The 22,791-nt window shown below is 43.1% G+C and carries 20 protein-coding genes; 1 reads left to right on the forward strand and 19 read right to left on the reverse strand.

Annotated features, from left to right (window positions below; all coding sequences use genetic code 11):
* Positions 1-28: 28 nt before the first annotated feature.
* The 13 genes from EDD70_RS06930 to EDD70_RS06990 form a co-directional block, all read right to left on the reverse strand.
* Positions 29-1,495: an acetaldehyde dehydrogenase (acetylating) gene (locus tag EDD70_RS06930; protein WP_092751636.1), complete on the reverse strand. Its 1,467-nt coding sequence runs from the start codon at positions 1,493-1,495 to the stop codon at positions 29-31.
* Positions 1,495-2,097 carry a BMC domain-containing protein gene (locus tag EDD70_RS15210; RefSeq protein ID WP_092751634.1) on the reverse strand — a complete coding sequence of 201 codons (603 nt, stop codon included), beginning with the start codon at positions 2,095-2,097 and terminating at the stop codon, positions 1,495-1,497. Before EDD70_RS15210 ends, EDD70_RS06930 begins: the two co-directional genes overlap by 1 nt.
* A gap of 13 nt (positions 2,098-2,110) precedes the next feature.
* Positions 2,111-2,761: an ethanolamine utilization microcompartment protein EutL gene (gene eutL, locus EDD70_RS06940; RefSeq protein WP_092751632.1), complete on the reverse strand. Its 651-nt coding sequence runs from the start codon at positions 2,759-2,761 to the stop codon at positions 2,111-2,113.
* 19 nt (positions 2,762-2,780) lie between these two features.
* Positions 2,781-3,674 (reverse strand): ethanolamine ammonia-lyase subunit EutC, encoded by an 894-nt coding sequence (gene eutC / locus EDD70_RS06945; protein WP_092751630.1) that lies wholly within the window; start codon positions 3,672-3,674, stop codon positions 2,781-2,783.
* Between the two features lie 18 nt (positions 3,675-3,692).
* Complete coding sequence (locus EDD70_RS06950) at positions 3,693-5,060, reverse strand: ethanolamine ammonia-lyase subunit EutB (RefSeq protein ID WP_092751628.1); 1,368 nt, start codon at positions 5,058-5,060, stop codon at positions 3,693-3,695.
* A 110-nt stretch (positions 5,061-5,170) separates the two neighbouring features.
* Positions 5,171-6,601 (reverse strand): ethanolamine ammonia-lyase reactivating factor EutA, encoded by a 1,431-nt coding sequence (gene eutA / locus EDD70_RS06955; RefSeq protein WP_092751626.1) that lies wholly within the window; start codon positions 6,599-6,601, stop codon positions 5,171-5,173.
* A gap of 101 nt (positions 6,602-6,702) precedes the next feature.
* Positions 6,703-8,127 carry a sensor histidine kinase gene (locus EDD70_RS06960; RefSeq protein WP_092751624.1) on the reverse strand — a complete coding sequence of 475 codons (1,425 nt, stop codon included), beginning with the start codon at positions 8,125-8,127 and terminating at the stop codon, positions 6,703-6,705.
* A gap of 18 nt (positions 8,128-8,145) precedes the next feature.
* On the reverse strand, positions 8,146-8,730 hold the full coding sequence (locus tag EDD70_RS06965; protein ID WP_092751622.1) for an ANTAR domain-containing response regulator: 585 nt from the start codon (positions 8,728-8,730) through the stop codon (positions 8,146-8,148).
* 12 nt (positions 8,731-8,742) lie between these two features.
* Positions 8,743-9,174: a EutP/PduV family microcompartment system protein gene (locus EDD70_RS06970; protein WP_092751620.1), complete on the reverse strand. Its 432-nt coding sequence runs from the start codon at positions 9,172-9,174 to the stop codon at positions 8,743-8,745.
* A 9-nt stretch (positions 9,175-9,183) separates the two neighbouring features.
* The gene (gene eutS, locus EDD70_RS06975; RefSeq protein WP_092751618.1) at positions 9,184-9,534 is read right to left on the reverse strand and encodes an ethanolamine utilization microcompartment protein EutS; all 351 of its coding nucleotides are present in this window, start codon (positions 9,532-9,534) and stop codon (positions 9,184-9,186) included.
* A 222-nt stretch (positions 9,535-9,756) separates the two neighbouring features.
* The gene (locus EDD70_RS06980; RefSeq protein WP_092751616.1) at positions 9,757-10,896 is read right to left on the reverse strand and encodes a 1-propanol dehydrogenase PduQ; all 1,140 of its coding nucleotides are present in this window, start codon (positions 10,894-10,896) and stop codon (positions 9,757-9,759) included.
* A 327-nt stretch (positions 10,897-11,223) separates the two neighbouring features.
* Entirely contained in the window at positions 11,224-11,838 is a 615-nt protein-coding gene (locus EDD70_RS06985; protein ID WP_092751614.1) for a CYTH domain-containing protein, read from the reverse strand.
* A 33-nt stretch (positions 11,839-11,871) separates the two neighbouring features.
* On the reverse strand, positions 11,872-12,558 hold the full coding sequence (locus tag EDD70_RS06990) for a JAB domain-containing protein (protein WP_092751612.1): 687 nt from the start codon (positions 12,556-12,558) through the stop codon (positions 11,872-11,874).
* 145 nt (positions 12,559-12,703) lie between these two features.
* Between EDD70_RS06990 and EDD70_RS06995 the strand changes: the two genes are divergently transcribed.
* Entirely contained in the window at positions 12,704-13,669 is a 966-nt protein-coding gene (locus EDD70_RS06995; RefSeq protein WP_092751610.1) for an RluA family pseudouridine synthase, read from the forward strand.
* A gap of 51 nt (positions 13,670-13,720) precedes the next feature.
* On the opposite strand, the gene hisB is transcribed toward EDD70_RS06995, so the two are convergent.
* The 6 genes from hisB to ispG form a co-directional block, all read right to left on the reverse strand.
* Entirely contained in the window at positions 13,721-14,299 is a 579-nt protein-coding gene (gene hisB, locus EDD70_RS07000; protein WP_092751608.1) for an imidazoleglycerol-phosphate dehydratase HisB, read from the reverse strand.
* Between the two features lie 14 nt (positions 14,300-14,313).
* On the reverse strand, positions 14,314-15,366 hold the full coding sequence (locus EDD70_RS07005; protein ID WP_092751606.1) for a pyridoxal phosphate-dependent aminotransferase: 1,053 nt from the start codon (positions 15,364-15,366) through the stop codon (positions 14,314-14,316).
* 26 nt (positions 15,367-15,392) lie between these two features.
* Positions 15,393-16,676: a histidinol dehydrogenase gene (gene hisD / locus EDD70_RS07010; protein ID WP_092751604.1), complete on the reverse strand. Its 1,284-nt coding sequence runs from the start codon at positions 16,674-16,676 to the stop codon at positions 15,393-15,395.
* A gap of 107 nt (positions 16,677-16,783) precedes the next feature.
* Positions 16,784-17,230 carry a GNAT family N-acetyltransferase gene (locus EDD70_RS07015; RefSeq protein ID WP_092751602.1) on the reverse strand — a complete coding sequence of 149 codons (447 nt, stop codon included), beginning with the start codon at positions 17,228-17,230 and terminating at the stop codon, positions 16,784-16,786.
* A gap of 30 nt (positions 17,231-17,260) precedes the next feature.
* Entirely contained in the window at positions 17,261-21,625 is a 4,365-nt protein-coding gene (locus EDD70_RS07020; RefSeq protein ID WP_092751600.1) for a PolC-type DNA polymerase III, read from the reverse strand.
* A 104-nt stretch (positions 21,626-21,729) separates the two neighbouring features.
* Positions 21,730-22,782 carry a flavodoxin-dependent (E)-4-hydroxy-3-methylbut-2-enyl-diphosphate synthase gene (gene ispG / locus EDD70_RS07025; protein WP_092751598.1) on the reverse strand — a complete coding sequence of 351 codons (1,053 nt, stop codon included), beginning with the start codon at positions 22,780-22,782 and terminating at the stop codon, positions 21,730-21,732.
* Positions 22,783-22,791 lie beyond the last annotated feature (9 nt).

Consider the following 22,791-nt stretch of genomic DNA (forward strand, 5'->3'; position numbering starts at 1 on the left):
CTTAAACCATTATATTTACATAGGGAATTTACATTGCACGAAGCCGTTCAATAATTTTTTGAACAATGGCATCGATTTGAACAGATGTAATTTCGTCGCTGTCGGCATCAACCTGTACGCTGTCTCTTCTTATATCTTCAATTTCTTTTACACCATAAGCGACATGACGAAGGTTGAGAAGATTCATTGGTCCAACGTTATCTGATGTTGCACTGCCGCCGATTGCACCGCAGCCCAAAGTTAAAGCAGGCATCAGCCTGGTTGTACCGCCAATTCCGCCCAAAGCGCTGGGGGTATTGACCAAGATTCGGGAGGCAGGGATGCGTTTTGAAAAGTAGTCGACCATTTGTTGGTCGTTTGTATGAATGGAAAATGTGTGCCCGGCTCCTTCGTAATGCAAAATCTCACGACAGCGCTCACAGACCTTTTCATAATTATCTTCTGTATAAAACGCTAAAATTGGTGCTAATTTCTCATTGGAGTAAGGGTGTCCGCGCCCTACACCGTTTTCTTCTGCTACGATAACTCTTGCTGTTTCAGGTATTTGCAGTCCTGCAAGGTCGGCAATAACCTGAACACTGCGCCCTACTATCATAGGGTTCATTGTACCGTCTGCACGAAGTATAAACTTACTAAGTTGAGCTGACTGCTCTTGTGTCAAGAAATAAGCACCCTGTCGTTCCATCTCACTCTTTACAGTATCCTTCATGTCCGTATCGGTTATTACCGACTGCTCAGACGCACAGATTGTACCATTGTCAAAAGTTTTACTATCGAGTATCATTTTAACAGCCTTCTGCACATCTGCCGTTCGCTCGATATAGGCAGGGCCGTTTCCGGGGCCTACGCCGATTGCCGGTGTGCCGGACGAATACGCTGTACGAACCATGCCTGCCCCACCGGTCGCTAAAATCAGTGACGTATCGGGATGTCTCATCAGCACTTCGGTAGACTGCATAGTGGGAATGGTAATGCAAGAAACGAGGTTTTCGTTTCCGCCAGCCTCAGACACCGCCTGACGAATAACCTTAACTGTTTCTAAAATTGATTTTTGAGCGTTTGGATGTGGTGAAAAAACAATGGCATTACCGGCTTTGATAGCAATTTCAGCCTTATATAAAGTAGTAGAAGTGGGATTGGTGGAAGGGATTAAGCCTGCAATTACCCCCATGGGAACTGCAATAGAATAAATTTTAGCGTCTTCATCCCTACTGATTTCGCCAATTGTCCTCATTGTTTTTATTCGTTCGTAAACGCCACGACTTGCAAAAATATTCTTTATCGTCTTATCCGCCACAATCCCGAAACCTGTTTCCTCCTGCGCCATCTTAGCTAAGCGTTGTGCATTGCGTACGCCCGCTTTTGCAATTGATTTAACAATCAGATCAACTTCCGCCTGGCTTTTGCAACTTAATTCTTGCTGCGCCTGCTTGGCTTTTTCAATTAGTTCTCGAACTTCCTGAACGGATAGCAGATCCTTATCATAAAGTTGCACTAATCATCTCTCCTGTTCTGGAATTCGCAAATCCGCTCGATGAGCTCTTCTTTCTTTGCGAACCGAATCTCTTTTTTGCTCATGCTTTTTAAGTTTAGTGCACGTGCAATTTCTCGTAGTTTTACCACTTTCATATCTGCCATGTTTTCACGAGTCAGAGACTGCAAATCCACCGTTTCCATATCACCTGCATTATCCAAATCCGTTTGTTCTGGCTGAACATTTTGCTTCATCTGTTCAGGCTCATTCACCGATAACGGTTCATTTTTTGCAGGCATGACAGGTTCTTGCCGTTTGGGCGGAGGGATATCCGATGGGGGTTGGGGTGGTTTCGAGCTACTGGAAAGCATGTTTTCAATATCACTCGCCGGCCTGGGAATGACATGGACGGAAACCACTTTGCCCACACGACTTGCTGCGGCAGCTGAAGCATCCATGGATGCTTTAACCGCTCCCACATCTCCTGTTACCATAACAGTGACTAAACCGCCTCGAACCTTTGTTACGCTTAGGAGATTGACATTTGCGGCTTTGAGGGCACTGTCCAGTGCTTCTACTGCAGACAGATATCCATACACCTCTATCATCCCTAAAGCTTTCATCCTATCACCTTACCTAAACTTTCGGATTTTCAGCTACATACTCAATTGCTGCAGCAAATGCTTCGCATGCCGCTTTGCAGGCAGATTGGCTGCCGGTAAGAAGTGCGCCGCCAAAGTTTGTTTCGGACGGCGGAGCATACAATACACACATTCTTACGTCTGCTGCTTTGAGTGCGGCATCAACACCGTACATTGCTTCCAACGGGGGAGCAATCAGGTAAGCAAGTGCTTCGCCCTCTTTAATACCGGCGCCCGCAGACAGGTACGAGCCTGTTCTTGATATACAGTGTGCATAATAGGGGATGGAATCGTCATCGTTTGCACTCACAAAGTGTGCAACATTCTCAATCATATCCACGCAAGCCGCCAACCCGCTCTTAATTTCTGCAGGGTTGGGTCCCGCAAGAATGCCGATGATTTCGCCGGCAAGCTTAGTATTTGCATTGGCTGCACCCGCATAAAAGCTTTTTGCATAAACAACTTTAACATCTGCGGCTTTGGTTGCCTCGTCAAGAGCGGTGTATGTAACATCATCGCAGTCCGAAGTAATAAGCCCAAGAGACTTCTGATCGGGGGCAAGATTCAGTTCTTTTGCCAAGTCGGGGTCAACGTTAGGAATGATCTTGGTGGCAAGCACTGAAGCCTTTAACGGATCTCTTTTCATGTGTTTTTCCTCCCTTAACCTACAGTTTCAAATCGGTTCCGCTTGCTTTTTTCTCAAGCATAATTTTAATAATCTCTGCAATATGAGCACCGGCCTCTACGGGGATTGTACCGCCCCTGTGGATGTTGGATACAACAGTTCTGCGTGCCTCTGGCATATCAACGGTTGCCTTGTAAACAATGTATGCGCTCATGCTTTCTGCAGTAACGAGTCCTGGACGTTCGCCCACCAGTAAGCAGGTAACTTCTGCGCCAACTACCTCAGATACATGGTCCATCACACCAACACGCCCGTATTTTACAAAAAACGGTGTACCTACATCAATGCCAAAGCTCTTAAGACCTTGCATGATTGCCGGAAGAACATCTTTTACATTTGCTTCGATAGCGGATGAACTCAAACCATCTGCAACCATAATCTGGACGGTAGGTTTCATCTTGCACTTTTCTTTGATTGTTTTAACCGCATCATCATCCAGTTGCCTACCGAGGTCAGGACGGGTGATGTATCCATCCTTACTCTCGCAACGTGATTTAACACTAAACAAATCTATTTCTTTTAAGAATTCTTCCGATACATCTGAAAAAACGGCATCTTGAGCAGCAGAATGGTCAGCACGAAAACGCAAATACGTACTGGTTAAATAACGAGCACCTGCACGCCATATGCCAACACGTGATGGAGTGAATTGCTTCATTTCCATATATGCCTCGCCGTTAACAGGGTTTGGAACCAAATACTGCTTTCTCAGGTCAATTTGCGTGATATCATCGAGGTAACCGTCCTCAATGGTAGTGCCTTTTGCTGCAGCGGTTACTTTATTGGTAACAACTGTGGCAGCGGCGCCGTCCGGTGTAATATTCATCTCACTGAGCACTTGTTCAATGATTTTTTTTAAATCTTTAGCATCCATTATTCACGCCTCCCTCTCCTACTTTGTTAGAAATACAGAAGCATCGCCCGCTAAAGCGGTTAGCTTACCGTCTTTTGAAAAGCCCATTTTTTCCATCCACTGGTCAAATTCGCGGATGGGGCGTAAACCGAGCAGTTCTCTGAGTGCCGGTGTTTCGTGGTAACCGGTGCACTGGTAGTTGAGCATGACGTCGTCGCCATGTGGGATACCCATAACATAGTTGCAACCTGCGTTCACAAGGAGAACGGCGAGATTTTCAATATCGTTTTGATCTGCTTTCATATGATTGGTGTAGCAGGCATCGCAGCCCATAGAAATACCGGTTAGTTTGCCCATAAAGTGGTCTTCTAAGCCTGCGCGAATTACCTGTTTGCTATCGTACAAATATTCGGGGCCGATAAAACCAACAACGGTGTTCACCAAGAACGGTTCATAGCGCTTTGCAAAGCCGTAGCAACGTGCTTCCATCACCAACTGGTCACATCCGTTATGAGCGTTGGAAGAAAGTTCGGAGCCTTGGCCTGTTTCAAAGTACATTACGTTTGGTCCTACCGCTGTACCTTCGTGTAGCATAAGATCTCTTGCCTCGTCCAGCATAGAAGCTGTAAGCCCGAATGCTTCGTTACCCTTTTGAGAACCTGCAATTGATTGGAAAATCAAATCGGAAGGTGCACCCTTGCGAACAGCCTCCATTTGAGTGGTAACATGCGCCAGTACACATTGCTGAGTTGGGATTGTCCATTTGTTTTTAAATTCGTCAAACGTTTTTAGGCAGCGCATAACACTTTCTACCGAGTCATCAACCGGGTTCAAACCAAGCACCGCATCGCCTACACCATAGCTGAAACCTTCCATGGTAGAGGCAAGGATGCCTTTCGGGTCATCGGTGGGGTGGTTGGGCTGCAAACGTGCGGAAAATGTACCCGGTAACCCGATGGTGGTGTTGCAATGCGCAGAAACCCTAATTTTCTTTGCTGCGTAAACCAAATCCAGGTTACCCATTAGTTTGGTAACTGCTGCTACAATCTCACTGGTGATACCGCGGGACGCTCTTCGAATCATATCACCCGTTGTGTTTTCGTCTAGCAGCCATTCGCGGAATTCAGCAACCGTCATGTTCTTAAACTCGTTGTGAATTCTTTCGTTCACAGCGTCTTGAATGATTCTGGTTACCTCGTCCTGCTCATAGGGGACAGCTGGAGTATTGCGAAGCTCTCCGAGAGTTACATGGGAAAGAACTACCTTAGCGGCAACCCTTTCTTCTGCCGAGGATGCAGCGATGCCTGCAAGCTTATCGCCGGATTTTTCCTCGTTTGCCTTGGCCATAACTTCCATAAGGGTTTTAAACTCGTAAGTGTGGCCGAACAACTTTGTCTTGAGAATCATAATACTTTCACCTCTCGCTCACTATGCAGAGCATAGCGATAAAATTGTTGTCTCTCAAAACCAAACCTCCCCGCAGCACAGTCAGACTGGTTTTGAGCGGGTTGAACTTCTTATGTGTTAAAAATTAGGGTTTTGATTACGACAGGTACCACACGCCCGTCGGCAATTGGTGCACCGATATCGATATAATCGCCGCTGAGTGTTTGGATGCCATCAATACAGATAACATCTTTTTGGTGTTTTAGCTGAACATTGATTGCATGACCCAACGCTTTACCAATATCGTTTTCAATGATGATAATGATGGGATACTCGTGCCGAATTACTTCCTGCGCACCATCAATAACAGCTGCTGCCAGTAATTGAATCTCTGTAAAGCTGGTGCGATTTTCGCCGGAAAAAGCAATGGCAACTTGCTCCATCTTTCCCTGTGGCATATATAGAGGAATTTGATTTCGTATCGAAGATGTCAATGTCTCCAGCGACATTTCATCCTCTTGCGAAACCTTCAATATAGGGATGTTTTTAATGGGCAGCTTATCCTTTGCATAGGATATGGTGCTGCCGCTGATTTCGGTGGTATGGGTACCTGCACCCACAACCGTTGCACGGATGGTTTCTGCTGCACGCAGAAATTCCACTTTTGCAAAATGGGGATTTTTTTGTATCTCTTCCCCAAGCATAATGCCGATATCTCCAAACTTAAATAAGTCTCTATCGGCAGGATTATAAACATAATCTGCTACCCCGCCTGAAAAAGTAACTGCCTGAATCGGTGCATCAAGCGGAAGCTCTTTGCCATCATTTGTGAATATTCGGTTATAGTATTCACTTGGAGGTGAAAGGTGCAGTGCTTGTGCCAGCAACTCTGCCATCAAAGTACAAATTTTGCGTAATTCAGCAGTGTTGGCTGCTGCACCTACTTCAATTTTTATGCCGTTTTGTTTGGCAAGCTCCTGTATTTTATGATATATATATGTAATTTTTCCGCTTTCAACTTTTATTAGCCTGCCGCCTACATCCAAGCAAGCTACCCCTTTTAGCACTCCCTTGGAGTATACCGCCAGATTACTCGTTCCGCCGCCCACATCGAGATTCGCAACGGTAATTCGTTTTTCTTTAGACAGCTTATCTGCTCCCGCTCCGCGTGCCGACAGTACTGATTCCAGGTCGGGGCCGGCTGTTGCAACAACAAAATCTCCTGCAAGCCCGCTCAATGTTTCAAGCACCTGATTGGCATTATGTTTGCGCGCAGTTTCTCCGGTAATAATAACCGCTCCTGTTTTAACGTCCGAAGGCTTTATTCCTGCTTTTTGATACTCTGCGCGTACAATGGTTTTTACAGCATCTGCATCTATTTCGGTAGGTGAGAGCAAAGGTGTAAAGTATATTTCACTGCGATAAATTACTTCTTTGTCTACGATGCTTATTCTAGGAACAGTGTAACTGGTTGCAAGATTTTCGATGGTAAGTTTGCTAAAGATGAGTTGGGTTGTTGAAGTACCAATATCAATACCTGCACTGAGGACTACTTCTCTCAAAACGATCGCCGACCTTTCTGTAAAAAAAGAGCTCGGAATAACAAGGGGGTACCCCTTGTTTTCCGAGCTTCATCGCCAGGTTATATATGGTTTGCGCTGCGTCACGCCAACCGTGTATTCATTATTTGATTTTTAAAATTGAAAGTTACGATGGTACCCTCTGATGAGGACTCAATGGTAAAATTTCCTCTGAGTTTATCTTTTACCAGTGTAGAAACAATGCTAAGTCCCAAACGGTTCTGCTTTACATTCTCAACGTCAAAGCCGCTGCCGTTATCAATCACCTCTATTTGAGAATACAGCTCCCCATGGGTGACTATAATTCGAACAGTGCCTGTTTCTTTTTCCTGAAAAGCATATTGAAGAGAATTTTGAAGCAATTCATTGATAATAAGAGCAACAGAAGTTGCTATATCGGAATCTACATGGAAGTCGTCACCTTCCAGTGAGATAGTGATATTAAAGTGAGGACTAGCAAAATACCGCACCGTGTTATTTTTGATATTGACGATAACTTCGCCGATTTTTACCTGATCTACACCACCTTGTGCTAAAAGCTCGTGTGTGGTAGCGATAGATAATATTCGGTTCATACTTTCGCCCAACACCATTTTTGTTTCTTCGTTACCGCTGCGGCGAACTTGCAGCCTTAAAAGGCTTGCTATCGTTTGCAGATTATTTTTAACCCTATGGTGCATCTCTTTAATTGCTACAGATTTTAAAATCAGTTCTTTTTCTTTCTCTCGTATCGGAGTCATATCGCGAATAACAACGGCAAAACTGATGTCGTTTTTCTTTAATGAAATTTGCTTTACGTTTAAATAGTGCTTGCCGATACTTACTTCCACCGCAGAATAGTTGCTGTCCTTATCACTGCTGTTAAGTTCTGAACCGTGGAGAACAACATTTTCATACGGCATCCCTAAAATATCATCAACATACCCAAGCTCTTTATAAAGGTCTTTCGCCAATGTGTTACGGAATGAAACAATTCCTTTATAATTAACCATAATGAGTGCTTCATCTATATATTCGGTGAGCCAGCCATCTTCCTCCACCATACGAGAAAGCGCATCTGCAAACTTTTCGTAGCCTTGCTGAGAAAAATGGATACGTTCCCCCACGTCACGTTCATCATCTACACGTTTTTCACGGATAAGTACGCCGATAACCCGATCTTTGTTTTTGATAGGTTCCACCGATTGAATTACATTTGTACTCTCTTGAGTGACGGCTTTCATCTGTTTTGTTGCAACACCTAAGCGAAATGTACGTGCAACTGCGGGCTCATTTTCTTGCTTTGCCAGCAAACCCACAACACTTTTTTTATAGGAGGATGGTACTCCCTGCGGTTTTGCCTCGGCAACCACAATGGCATCTCCGTCGCGAGCGGGACAGTCCACAAAGATATCTGCATCCTCTAAATTAGCCAAAGGCTGCAAGCAAAAAGTCATACCCTTGATGATATCAATTTCTTCTTCGCTTAAATCGGTGTATTTTTTACACAAACTCGTTATAATATCCACCGCTGCCCTGCCCCATTCTTAGTTTTTTAACAAGACAAACTCAGCAACTCGCCGCATAGAGAGGTTTTTTGTTAAGCTTAAATTTCTTATATAGTCGTAAGCATCTTGTTCGGTCATATTATGCTGCTCCATAATTTTTCCTTTTGCTTTTTCAATAATTCCCCTGTTCTCCAACCGTTCGGATACTTTTGCAATATCTTTTTTCAGCTTTTTAATTTCTTTGCTTCGTGCTACCGAAAGTTCGATACTGGGAATGAGCGATTTCTCATCTATGGGTTTTACCAGATAACCCGAAACCCCGACTGATTTTGCCTCATCAATAAATACACGTTCGCTATATGCTGTAAGCAAGATGACGGTATCTGCCAAATTTTCGTAAAAAATAATATGAGCCGCAGAAAGCCCGTCCAACAAAGGCATTTTAATATCCATAAGCACCAAGTCAGGATGCAGCTGCTTACACAACTCCACAACATCAAAGCCATCGGCTGCCTCGCCAACTACTTGATATTGCTCTGCTTCTAAAATTTCTTTTAAATCCATTCTGGTAATTGGCTCATCATCTGCAATGATGACTCGTATTTTTCTTGCAGCATCCTCCATTTGCTCACCACCTCATATGTTTAAATAAGCGTATAATTCGTCACAGCCTTCCCCCGTTACACTGCTGGTAACAAAGATAGGGGCAGCACCTGCCAACTTTAAAAATTCTTCTGCCCGCTTAATTTGATCGGGCTGTGCTTTATCGCATTTTGTTACAACCCCAATCACAGGTTTGGCAAACATAGTAGAAAATTGCGGCGCAAACATGTTAGAATCATCGGTTGCATCTTGTACAAGCATAATAACTTCCGCCTCCACCGAAGTAACAATCAACGCGCGATAGTAATTTCTACGCTCGAGATACTCGCCCGGTGTATCTATCATATTATCGCCGATTACCTGAATGGTTTGGGTTTTATGATACGCCAGTGTCTGGTTGTTTAGATACTGGCACAACGTTGTTTTACCTGCCGAAATTTTGCCTACTAGCATTACTTTTTTCATAATACTTCCTTAAGTTTTTGTAATGGGTGCTTTGGAAAACATGAGCTGACCGCCCAAAACTTCCAAAACAGCTTTTAGTGCAGCTTCCACCGCTGCGACATCACCTGTAATAACAAGCGAACCACTGAATCGGTCAACAAATCCGATACTGACGTCCGCTGCTTTGGTTGCAACATCCGCTGCTATAATTGCCGCCTCACTTGGCGTAATTGTTAAAATACCAATGGCACCTTTTGATTCTGTCAGCCCTAGTTTTTTATGTAAATCGTTATCGGGGTTTGCAATAAGATGTGCTAAAGTCACCTGCTTGCCCGGTACAAACTCCTGTATAATACGCTGTTTTTCTTCAACTTCAAACAAAGCGTACAGCTCCTTCCCGCTTTAGATAGGGATTTGATATTATAAAAGCCCCCAAGATACCGATTATCTTGGGAGCTCCATCGCTCTTTTACGCTATTAGCTCCTTATATTTGTAATACATGACATGTGCCACATCAATTTGCTTAGCACATTGTACAAAATAATCATTTAAAAGTTCATTATATTGTTTATGTTATCACTTTGGTGCTCAGCTGTCAAGCTTTATGGTAATTTTCCTAAAAATGCTTTTCGATACACTTTTTCGATGCTCTCTACTGAGCATTCTACCGGATTGGTTGCTGTGCAGCGATCGGATAGAGCACTTTCTGCCATAGAATGCACGATCTTTTCAAACTCTTCGGCCGAAACTCCCGCCGCTTCAATGGTAGAAGGCAAATGGAGTTTTTTTACAAACCTGCGAACCGTATGAATTAAGTTCAATGCACTTTGTCTGGTGCTTTTTGCCTCCATACCTAAAATACGTGCAATTTCTGCATAACGCACTGCAGAAGGGGTAAGAGCATCAGCCGTACATCCCGCATTAAAACTCATAACATAAGGCAGTAATATTGCGTTTGCTCTGCCATGCGGCAGTTTTGCCTGAGCCCCCAACGCATGAGCCATACTATGGTTTAACCCCAATGAAGCGTTGCTGAAAGCCATACCCGCTAAGCAGGATGCGTTGTGCATCCCCTGCCTCGCCTCAAAATTATCGGGCTCGTTATAAGCGGTTAATAAATGCTTTTGTACAAGTTTGATTGATTTTTCCGCAACGGCATCTGAAAAATCGGTAGCTGCGGTAGAAAGATAAGCTTCAATTGCGTGGGTAAGCACATCAATACCGGTATCTGCTGTAACATTCGGCGGTACACTTAAGATTAAGTTCGCATCCAGTATAGCAGCATCCGGCAGCAGTGCATCGTCCAGCAGCGGATATTTGATTTGCTTTTCCTTGTCCGAAATGACTGCAAAACAGGTTACTTCTGAGCCTGTACCGCTGGTAGTGGGAATAGCTATAAAAGGGCAGTCGCGCAGGTCATAAACCTTGCCTGCAAAAAACACAATTGCTTTTGCCGCATCTATAGGAGATCCGCCACCAAACGCAACTACACTATCCGGTTTAAATTCTGTAATTTCTTCAACGCCTTTTGTGATGATTGAAATGTCGGGATCGGGGGTGACACGTGAAAAAATATGAAATTCTGAGCCCATGCGATAGAGTTGATTGAGAATATAGTCTACTTTTCCGCTCTCAGCCATAAAACTATCGGTTACAATAAAAACCCGCTTCGAGCCTTTGAGCACGCTTGAAAGGTCTTGGGCTCCCATGTAAATTTTAGTTGGAGCGTTAAAAATGTTCATAACTTTCCCTCCTAAAACCTTCAAAACGGCAAAAAACGCCCTGACCAACTTGATCAAGACGTTTCATCACGTTTCATCATTATTTTATACGACACAACACTACTTCGCATTGCACCTAAATACTAGCTATATATTAAAACTTAAGTACTGCTCATGTCAAGCATTTTTAAAGTAGAAAGCTATGATTTGTGAAACATAAATAAAAAAGCATGACAATAATGTACCTACTACCGAAAAAACAATATTGACAAACGTTATTTTATAAGTTAAAAACATTGAGCACCACGTCAGTTTTTTATAATTTTCACATTATAAGCAGCGTGTGCTTTATGAGAGAAGTTGCCTTCCGCGGTTGTATTTCGATTGCTTTGTTGGAATTAAGCTGCAAACTTTCTGTTCAAGTGCAGCACAAAGCTGCTGCAATTCTTCTTTACAGCCAGATTTTAATTCTATCTCCAGTTGGCATTCATATGCAGTTTTTCCCACAGCATCTTCATATGTTACTCTATCAAATACCATCTCTAAAACTGCAGTTTTACTTTTGAGAAGAAAAGTTTTTCTTTTGTTTTTTATAATAAGCTGTTGCTCAAAAAAAGATTCTAAGTTTAAAAAGCCCAAATGTTCTTGTAAAAACTCCTTATGTTCTTGTAAGGCGTCGTTTGCAATCTCGTGCTCTATCTCAATACGCTCAGAGAAGGAACTATCACCGTTATGGGGCAGAGGGCATTTTATAGTCAGCGTAGAGCCATTGGCTTTTTTACGGATACGCAAAGTTACGTTCGCGTTTTTCAGTTCATCAGAAGGTGTGTCATAGTAGGTATCTGTTTGCATTTGTTCGCCCAAACATGTAACCGCATAATTCTCTTGAGCACGTAAAAAATCTTCTACCCAATAAAAGGCTGTACTGTCGGTAATGCAATATTTCTTCTCAAGTTCAACCATGAAAAAACATCCTTTCGGATATTATCTTTAGAATTACAGCTTTTTATAAAAAAAGCCAGAGTCTGCAAGAGAAACAAAGTCTTCGCCTGCTACAATAATATGATCTAGCAGCTTAATATTTACGCGCCTTAATGTTTCGTAAAGCTGTTCTGTAGTGTTAATATCATCATTTGACGGCAGGGCAAAACCACGCGGATGGTTATGGGATAGGATAACTGAGGTAGCACCGTATTTTAGGGCAGCTTCCACCACTCTGCGCGGAGTAAAATTAGCGCTGACTATATCACCACGGCAAATAAGCGGGCAGCCCAAAACTTTATTTTTATTATCCAGGCAGAGCAGGTAAACGAGCTCGCTGGTTTCGCCAATAAATTTGGGTAGCAAAAAATTTCCGCTTTCGCTGGTGGTTTTGAGAATCGTTCCGATTGTGTTTTTATCATCAAGATACACCTTACCTATGGCGGGAATGAGCTTAATCAGCACTGCTGAATTTTCACCTATCCCCTTTACCTTCATCAATTGTTCAATCGACGCATCAAATACACCCGAAAGCGAACCGAATTCATCAATCAGCCTATGGGCAAGCTCGTTGGTATCTTGGCGAGGAATGGTGTTGAACAGAAGAAGCTCCAAAATATTATGCTTTTGAAAATGCTCTAATCCGTTTTGGATAAAGCGTTCGCGCAGTCTTTTACGATGCCCTGCATGAGGATTATCCATACCATTCTCCTTTTTATGACATTGTTTAAGATTATACTTTAAATACATGATGAAGTAAAGATTAATGTCTTTTATCATCATTATTTTCGTGTTATACTAATTTTAGCACAAAATGTATTGAAACTACAATCTATGGGAGGCATTCATGCGCAGTTTTATAATTAATTCGAATGACGCAGGGCAACGTGTAGATAAATTTATTACAAAGGCATTACCGCGCCTGCCCCAGCCGCTGTTATATAAATATATTCGGCTAAAGCGTATTAAACTCAATCGTAAAAGATGTGAAATATCCACCCACCTAAATGAAGGTGATGTACTTGATATGTACATCAACGATGAGTTTTTCAGCGATGTAGCGCTGCAATGTGAATTTAAACTTGCACCTACTACGCTGGACATTGTTTATGAGGATAAAAATATTTTATTAGTGAACAAAAAACCCGGTTTGGTGGTACATGAGGATGAAAGCGGACAGGCAGATACCCTCATCAACCGCATTCAGCACTATTTATTTGATAAGGGTGAGTACAACCCAGACGAAGAGCATTCTTTTGCACCTGCATTGTGCAATCGGATCGACCGAAATACAGGCGGAATTGTTATTGCGGCAAAAAATGCTGCCACTCTGCGCGTGCTCAACCAAAAAATCAAAGACCGCGAACTGACTAAGCGATATCTTGCAGTCATTCATGGAACACTTGAGAAGAAAAGTGCTACCTTAGAAGCTTACCTTGCCAAAGACAGCACAGAGAATAAGGTAACGGTCACCAAATATAAAACACCGGAAAATAAAATCATTCGTACCAAGTACCGCGTACTTGCAGAAAACCCAAGATTTTCATTGATTGAAGTAGATTTGCTCACAGGCCGTACACATCAAATTCGTGCGCATTTTGCATTTATCGGGCATCCGCTGCTGGGGGATACAAAATACGGATTTGCGCGGGATAATAAAGGGACAAACTATAAATATCAGGCCTTATATTCGCATAAACTGATTTTCAATTTTATAACCGATGCAGGACATTTGGGGTATTTAAACGGGAAAGAATTTTATGTAGAAAAAGTTTGGTTCGCAGAAGATTTTATGAACGGAAAAATCATATAACATCATATAAAAAACAGCAGCCCTTTTATTTAGGAACTGCTGTTTTTGTATTTACAAAACACCTTTAGAAGACAGTACACCGCCATTATTACTTTTCTGTACAGCAATTTTTAGGCTATGTGCAACTGCTTTGTAAATTGCCTCTGCCTTATGGTGGTCATCGCGCCCATAAGGTACATTGATGTGCAAAGTAATGCCTGAATTGTTTGCAAAAGATAGGAAAAAGTGTTCTGTCATCGAAGTATCGTATTGTCCGATTAAAGGGGCGTTAAAATGTGCATTGAATACGAGGTAAGGTCTGCCCGAGATATCAAGAGAACATTCTGCCAACGCCTCGTCCATAGGCACTGAAAAGCTGCCAAAACGTACAATCGTACTGCGGTCAATGGCTTTAGCAAATGCTTGCCCAAGTACAATTCCAACATCCTCAATGGTGTGGTGGCAATCTACCTCAAGGTCACCTTTTGCCTTTACTGTAAGGTCAAAACCTGAATGAACGGCAAATGCAGTGAGCATATGGTTGTAAAAACCGATGCCTGTGTTAATGTCTGCCCTTCCTGTTCCATCAAGGTTTAGATACAAAGTGATGTCGGTTTCGCGCGTGGTTCTTGTAATCTCTGCTGTTCTCATACGCTATGCACCCCCTACTGTAAAATATGGTTGAGTTCTTTGAGCAATTCTTTGTTTTCTTCATCACTGCCGGCTGTAATGCGCAGATATTGCCCCATACACCGCACCGCAATAGATTTTTTAAGCAGTGCAGCGTAAACTGATTTTGCATCAACCATCTTAATGAAAATAAAGTTTGTACAGCTATTGTACACCTTTATAATATCTGATTTTTCTTTCGCCATGGCACAAAGAGAAGCTTGCAACGCATTTTTTGAATTCAGAATATCTTTTACCTGACGTTGTAGCAATGTTTTATCGGATAAAATTACTTCTCCTACCGCCTGTGTAAGCGCATTTACGTTATAAGGCGATTTTGCCGCACTCATTGCATTGGTAAGGGTTTTGTTTGCAATTGCAAAACCAAGGCGGATTGCCGCCGCCCCCATCGCCTTCGAACAGGTTTTGAGAACAATCACGTTATCGTATTCGCTTGCAGTATTTAAGATGCTTTGATCCCAAAAATCCATATAAGCTTCGTCTACAACCACCAGAGCATCGGTTCCCTGTATAATTTTAAGCACATCTTCTCGGCTCAAACCCAGCGACGTGGGGTTACAGGGATTAGAAAAAATAAATAGACGTGCTTTGGTATTTTTAAGGGTTTGCAGTACCGTATCCGCGTTTATCGTGAGGTCATCCTCTTTGTTAAGCGTTTCAACTTTACACTCATACATTTCACCATAAAAACCATACATCGAAAAATCGGGTGCAAGAGTAAGCATTGTTTCGCCTTTTTTTAAAAAAGAAGCAACGATTACCCCGATAATCTCATCTGATCCGTTGCTTGCCGTAATAAAATCGGGGCTCAGCGAATAACGTTCTGCAAATATCTTGCAAAGCTTTACTGCATATGGGTCGGGGTATCGGTTAAAATCAAGGTTCGCAACAACATTTGCAAAGCGTTCTGCAAAAACATCCGCTAAATTAAGATAGCTCTCATTTGCATCCAAACGAATTTTATATTCGCCGCTGATGGGCTGATATGGTACCAGCGAAGCAAGTTTATCGTTGAGTTGATAGGACATGAAATACCCCTTTCTTTACGTAGATTTTAGAACCGAACCTGTATAGAGTTTGCATGTGCTGTAAGCCCCTCTTTGCTTGCAATGTGCACAATATCATCGTGGGCATCTCGCAAAGCATCTTCGGTGTAGTAGATAAAACTGGTTTTTTTGATAAAACTGTCCACAGAAAGCGGCGAGAAAAAACGCGCCGTCCCGCTGGTAGGCAGAACATGGTTTGGCCCTGCATAATAATCGCCAAGTGGCTCGGGCGAATATTTTCCGAGAAATACTGAGCCTGCGTTATCGAGTTTGCCCACGTACTCCATGGGGTTTTCGAGCATAACCTCTAAATGCTCGGGAGCGAGCAAATTAGCAAGGTCAACCATTTCATCTGTGCTGCGGCAGACGATAACTGCACCAAAATTTTTGAGCGACTCCAAAATAATCTCTTTGCGCGCAAGTGTTGCAACTTGTAAATTCAGTTCGGTAATCGTTTGTTGTGCTATGGATTCTTCGGTGGTAAGTAAAATAGCCGATGCCAGCTTATCATGTTCTGCTTGACTCATCATATCGGCAGCAAGAAATTTTGGATTTGCGGTACTGTCTGCCAGAATCAAAATTTCGCTGGGGCCTGCAATCATATCAATATCAACGGTACCGTATAGCTGTTTTTTTGCCGTTGCCACATAGATGTTGCCCGGGCCGACAATTTTGTCGACCTTTGGGATACTCGCCGTACCGAATGCCAAAGCGGCAATTGCCTGAGCGCCACCCACTAAAAAAATACGATCCACCCCTGCAATTGCGGCAGCAGTAAGGATATCGGGGTTGGCTTTGCCGTTTTTCATAGGTGGAGTTACCATAATCAATTCCTCTACCCCCGCAATTTTAGCAGGTACTGCGTTCATAAGCACAGAGGAGGGATAAGCGGCTGTACCGCCGGGAACATAAAGACCAACACGTTTGAGCCCGCGAATACGCTGCCCCATGATTACGCCGTTGGGTTTTGCATCCATAAAGCTCTGTTGCTTTTGGCGGGTGTGGAACTCGGCGATATTTGCCTGCGCATTCAGCAGTGCATCTACAAAAACGGGGTCAGCATCGGTAAGCGCGTCGTTGATCTCTTCGCGTGAAACCTCGAATACGTCGGGACATTGCCCGTCAAACTTTACAGTATAATCGCGTACAGCCTGGTCGCCATGCGCCTTTATATTTTCAATAATTTCGGTAACTGCCGAGGTTACACGTTTATCCACTTCGGTACTTCTGCTGCGCAGAAGATGAATGAGTTTAAACTCTGCTTTTCCGTCTGCTTTCGTTATGCTTATCATAAATACACCTCGTTTTTTAATAGCACTTTTACTTTAGTATGATACCACAATAAAGTAAAACCGTCAACATCCCTAAATAAGCATAATCATGTTATGTTGTTGTAAATTTAAAATTCGCAACCTAACACACGAATATCTTGAAAGCACAAAAAGCCGTTTTTTATATAAAATTGGTATGATGGATAATCTTTTTCTGTGTTTAACATCATAGCGTGGATATTCTTTTGGGCTAAGTCATTTTTAATACTATTTAACAAAAACGACCCGATTCCTTTGCCTTGGCAACTATAATCGACACAAAACTGGTCGATATAATACTCTTCGCCCTTAATCCATGGTTTTAAGAATCCAAGCGAAAGTGCAATTATTTTATCATCTCTTTTTAACACATACCCTGCAAATTTATTGAGGTTGTAAAAATTGATGAAATAAGATTCCACATCCGACCGTTCGTCGCAATCGAACCATGGTTCTTTCGAAAAAACCTGCTGATATAAATCGACGCATTCTTGAAGCATCGATTTATCAAAGGGGAGAAATTGTAGTTGTTCCATAAAAATAATTTCCCTACTTCATATTTAATATCAAAACAGCGACATTTGGCTGCTGTCCGGCAAGCCGACAAGCGTACCCACCGAGTCAAGCAGTTCAAGAACAGCCTTGCCCACGCCGGCGCGTGAACCAACTTCTTCCTTCGAGAGGTACGGCCCTTGTTTGCCTGCTTCTTGCAATGCTTTGGCAGCCGATTCGCCCAAGCCTTTGAGCGAACAAAACGGCAAACGTATTTTACCATCTTCTACCGTATAGCGGGTGCCTGTGGATTTGAAAAGATCGATAGGCAGAAATTCTATACCACGCGCCATCATTTCGTTGACAATTTGCAGCGTATTGTACTGGTCGTCCTCTTTTGTAGTGCGCTCGTTGCCCTTCATTTTAAGCTCGGACATCTTCATCTTAACCGCACCATGCCCGCGAATTGCCGATTCTGCATCGAAATCTCCACCGCGTACGGTAAACATTGCAGCATAGAACTCTACCGGACGATACACTTTGTACCAACAAAGCCGAATTGCACCAATAACATACGCCGCAGCATGTGCTTTAGGGAACATGTACTTAATCTTCATACAGCTGTCGATATACCACTGGGGTACGCCATGTTCTTTCATCTCGCTGATATATTCTTCTGTAAGAAGTTGAGGTGCCTTACCCTTTCGCGTAATCTCCATAATCTTAAATGCACTTTTGGGTTTAAGCCCTTTGTGCAGAAGATAGGTCATAATACTGTCACGCGTACCGATTACGTTGGAAATGGTACAAGTGCCGTTCTTGATAAGTTCCTGCGCATTACCGAGCCATACGTCGGTACCATGAGATAGCCCCGAAATTTGCAGCAGATCTGAAAAATATTTTGGCTGTGCATCTTCCAGCATGCCGCGTACAAACGGTGTCCCCATCTCAGGAATACCAAGCGTGCCGGTATTGCAGTCGATTTCTTCTGCGGTAACTCCTAATGCATTGGGTGAAGTGAACAGGCTCATGACTTTTTCATCACTCATTGAAACATCCATTACCTTAATCCCGGTGAGGTCTTCTAAATGTTTGTAAAGCGTGGGAACATCATGCCCCAGTTCATCCAGCTTAAGGATGGTGTCATGCAATGAATGGAAGTCGAAGTGCGTTGTGAGAACGCCTGAATCTGCCGAATCCGCAGGATGCTGAATTGGTGTAAAATCGTACACTTCGTAATCGTTGGGCACAACCACCATGCCACCCGGATGCTGACCGGTAGTTCGTTTGATGCCCGTACATCCATTGACCAAACGCTGTTCTTCGGCTTTGTGAACGATACGGTCTTTTTCATCGAGATATTTTTTCACATAACCGTATGCGGTTTTATCTGCAACTGTAGCGATGGTACCTGCCTTAAATACATGAGAAGTACCAAACAGTTCTTCGGTATAACGGTGAGCACGAGACTGATATTCTCCCGAAAAGTTAAGGTCGATATCAGGTGCTTTATCGCCGTCGAAACCGAGGAAAGTTTCAAACGGAATATCGTGGCCGTCTCGGTTGTAGGGGGTTCCGCATTCGGTACAATTTTTCGGTGGCAAATCAAAACCAGAGCCGACAGAACCGTCGGTAATAAACTCGCTGTGTTTGCAATTTGGGCAGACATAATGCGGCGGCAACGGGTTTACTTCTGAAATACCCGCCATGGTTGCAACAAACGATGAGCCGACCGAACCACGCGAGCCCACGAGGTAACCTTCGCTTTCAGACTTCCACACCAACTTTTGCGCAATGATATACAATACCGCAAACCCGTGCTTAATAATAGAGCCCAGCTCGCGTTCCAACCGATTTGATACTATTTCGGGGACCTGCTCGCCGTATATCTGTTTTGCTTTTGTCCAGGTGATATTTTGCAAATCCTCCTCACAGCCATCAATCGTGGGGGTGAAGGTGCCACCCGGTATGGGTTTTATACCTGCGTCAATTTGGTCTGCAATTTTGTTGGTGTTGGTAACCACCACTTCAAATGCTTTTTCTGCACCTAAATAAGAGAACTCCTCAAGCATTTCGGTAGTAGTACGAAGATAAAGCGGGGATTGCAGATCTGTATCCTGAAAGCCCTGCCCTGCCATTAAAATTTGACGGAATATGTTGTCCGATTGATCAAGGATATGAACGTCACAAGTTGCCACTACGGGAATGTTTAGTGTTTCGCCTAGTTTAACAATGGTTTTATTATACTTTTTAAGCTCCTCATGGTCTTTTGCGGTACCGTTACGGATGAGAAACTCGTTGTTTGCCAAGGGCTGAATCTCCAAGAAATCATAAAAGCGCGCAATATCACAAAGCTCTCCCCAACTTTTGCCGTTGATGACAGCATGAAATAGCTCGCCCGCCTCACACGCACTGCCGATAATAAGACCTTCGCGGTATTTAATCAATTCACTTTTAGGGATACGCGGCTTTTTGAAAAAGTAGTTGATGTGAGCAAAAGACACCAACTTATACAGATTTTTAAGCCCCGTTGCGTTTTTTACAAGGATTATCTGGTGATATGACATCGCCTTTTTATAATCGGTACCAGACAACGCGGTATTGATTTGACCGATCGTATGTATATTTTTTTCTTTTTCAAGAATTTCAATGAGGTGGTTAAAAATATCGGCAAGCACCTTTGCATCATCGCATGCACGGTGGTGATTAAACGGAGGCAGTTTCAGATGATTCGCCACCGTATCGAGCTTATGGTTTTTAATATTGGGGAACAACGAGCGGCAAATGGGCACCGTATCGATATGTGAAAAATGATACGGCATATCACAGCGATGTGCTGCCGCTTTTACAAAACCGGTATCGAATGGAGCATTGTGTGCGACCAGCACGGCTTTATTATCTCCGCAAAAATCATAGAACATCTGAAGTGCTTCTTTTTCGAAAGGGGCATCCTTTACCATATCATCGGTAATTCCTGTAATTGCAGTAATTTTATCTGATATGGGCTTTTGTGGATTTACCAAAGTGTTAAATGTGTCAAGTATTTTGCCTTTACATAGTTTTACCGCACCAATTTCGGTAATACGCTCGGTAGCTGCGGATAAACCTGTTGTTTCAAGGTCAAATACAATAACTGTTTCGTCAAAACGTGAATTTGCTTTACCCGCAACAATAGGAATCATATCGTTGACAAAATAAGCCTCAACACCGTACAAAGCTTTAAAATCGCCGCCGTTTTTATTAATTTTAGAAACAGCTGCCGCAACCTCGGGATATGCCTGTACCACACCGTGGTCTGTAATTGCGATGGCTTTATGCCCCCATTTGGCAGCACGGTTGATTAAATCGGTTGCACTGGCAATACCATCCATTGAGGACATATTGGTGTGGCAGTGCAGTTCTACTCGTTTTTGTTCGGCTTCATCGGTGTATTGGTATTTTGATACCACGCTAATGTCACGAGGACGTATGGAGTATTCGCGATCGTATTTATCGTAGGACATTTCTCCGTTTACAAGGATGGTCATGCCTTTAGCAAGGCTCTCGTATGGTTTAGATTTTTCTTTTTCTACTATAATCTTCAGCATATTAGAGCTTGTATAATCGGTAAAGTATACAGACATAATGATACGGTCACCCGCACGGGTTTCTCGGCTGTCTATCTGAAAAATATCGCCCCAAACAGTAACACGGCTGCTATCTTGGCTCAGTTCAGCAAGCGGTGTTGGGTTTTGCTTTACGGGTTTGCCAACTACTGCCTTAAGGGTGGATTTATCGTAGGGCAGAGTATCATTTGCAGTACGTTTCCCTGCGGATTTTGGCTTTACGGGTTCATTTGATTTTACATTAGACTTCGGTGTTAAATCGGGAGTTGTTTCTGCAGTAAAAACACCTTCATTACTGCGGATTTGCTCCAAATCACGTTTGACAGCTTCGTTAAAGCTTTCAGTGTAATCGGTAATTTCGGTGTTTCCGGTAAAGCAAACCGTACAATCCACGCCGAATTCTTCTCTTAAAAGTTCGCGAGTTTTAAGGTCACAGCCAAATTGGGTTAGCAATTCGGCACCGCCATGTGTCAAATTAATATGAAAAACATTTTCTTCATCCAAAGAAGCAGTTGCATCGTTTAAAAAGCCGTTTACAACTGTATTGTGATGGCGCAAATATTTTTTTATGTTTGTGAGGTATCCTCCGTGAAGAAATTCGCGAGGATACTTCGTTGTAATATGTACATCGCTTAATTGATAAGCTGATTTTATTTTAGATTCAATCGAAAAAATGATATCCTTGTCCACTATTTCTGCAGGGTGCAGATCAAGCGTCATCCTACGTGAATCTTTATCGATCACAATGCCAGAAATCTTCGCCTCAAGCATCGCTTGCGGGGCGTTCTTGGGTGCGAATTTGCCAAAGATATCTTGAAAACTTTTTTCCTGCATTTAATCACCTGCCAATATTTTTATTCTAATTTGCAATGAGAAATATAAAATATTTTTCATGAGCCGTATGAAACACGGCTGCAAGCGAAGCTTGTGCAATAGTACTACATCTTTTCGATTTCGCGAAGAAGTTCATCAATAATTTCTGCCTCCGGGATTTTACGCAGCACTTTTCCTTTTTTAAACAACAGACCCTCTCCTACACCGCCGGCGATACCGATATCGGCTTCACGTGCTTCGCCCGGGCCGTTAACGATACAACCCATGATGGCTACAGAAATATCTTTATCACAGCCTGCAAGCGCCTCTTCTACACGATTTGCAAGCCCAATAAGGTTGATACTTGTACGCCCGCATGTGGGGCAAGAGATAAACCGGACCCCTTTGTGATACATCCCTAAACTGCGCAGAATATCTTGTGCAGCAGCAATTTCTTTTATAGGGTCGGCAGTAAGAGATACACGAATGGTATCTCCGATGCCGTCGCACAGCAAGCTGCCGATACCGATAGCAGATTTTATAAGCCCCATACGTTCGGTGCCTGCCTCGGTAACACCAAGGTGCAGCGGGTAAGCATAAAGCTGTGCCATTGCGCGATAAACAGCAATCATCTTTTGCACATCGCTTGCTTTAATAGAAACAACAATATCATCAAAATCGTACTTTTGCAGCAGCTGAATATGGTATTGTGCACTCTCGAGAAGTGCTTCTACCGTTGGCGAACCATATTTTGCAAGAATTTCTTTTTCTACAGAGCCACTGTTTACACCAATACGAATAGGGATATTCTTTGCCCTGCAGGCATCTGCCACTTGCTTGACTCGGCTATCATCACCAATATTACCGGGGTTGATACGTATCTTATCAATTCCTGCCGCAACCGACTCCAACGCCAAACGATAGTCAAAATGGATATCGGCAACCAAAGGGATGGATATTTTTTGCTTGATGGCAGGAATGAGCGCAATTGCATCGTTATTAGGAATAGCAACGCGCAGAATTTGACAACCTGCCTTTTCTAAGGCAATTGCCTGCGATACATTGCCTTCAATATCGGCGGCGGGTACATTGAGCATAGACTGAATGGCAATGGGGGCACCCCCGCCAATGGTAATGCCCCCAATAGTAACCGATTTAGATGGAATTGTGTGAAACATTTTTACCTC

This window comes from Hydrogenoanaerobacterium saccharovorans (assembly GCF_003814745.1).
Taxonomy (GTDB): Bacteria; Bacillota; Clostridia; order Oscillospirales; family Ruminococcaceae; genus Hydrogenoanaerobacterium; species Hydrogenoanaerobacterium saccharovorans.